At 48.1% G+C, this 285-nt stretch carries 1 protein-coding gene; it reads left to right on the top strand.

What is annotated here, in order from left to right:
* Positions 1-285: PASTA domain-containing protein (locus tag HC176_RS19230; protein ID WP_167920568.1), on the top strand; the 285-nt coding region annotated here is incomplete at both ends.

Below are 285 nucleotides of genomic sequence, written 5' to 3'. Positions count from 1 at the left end.
CCAGGATCAAAGGATTACCGTGCCGAATCTTGCACGCATGTCACTGGACAGGGTAGACCTTAAACTGGAAGAACTCGACCTTCGCAGGGAAATCCTTGATTCGGCTAATTACAATCCCGATTATCCGCCATATTCTGTTATTGACCAGGTGCCACTTCCGGGGAAGCAGGTGAAGGAGAACAGGAAGATCTATCTAACGCTTAATCCTTCAGGCTTTACTAAGGTGGAAATACCAGAAAATCTTATCCGCAGAACCAGGAGACAGGTAGAGCCTACCCTGCGTTC

The sequence above is a fragment of the Tamlana crocina genome, assembly GCF_012037625.1.
Note: the sequence above shows the minus strand (reverse complement) of the source record. Positions and strands in the feature narration are given on the sequence as shown.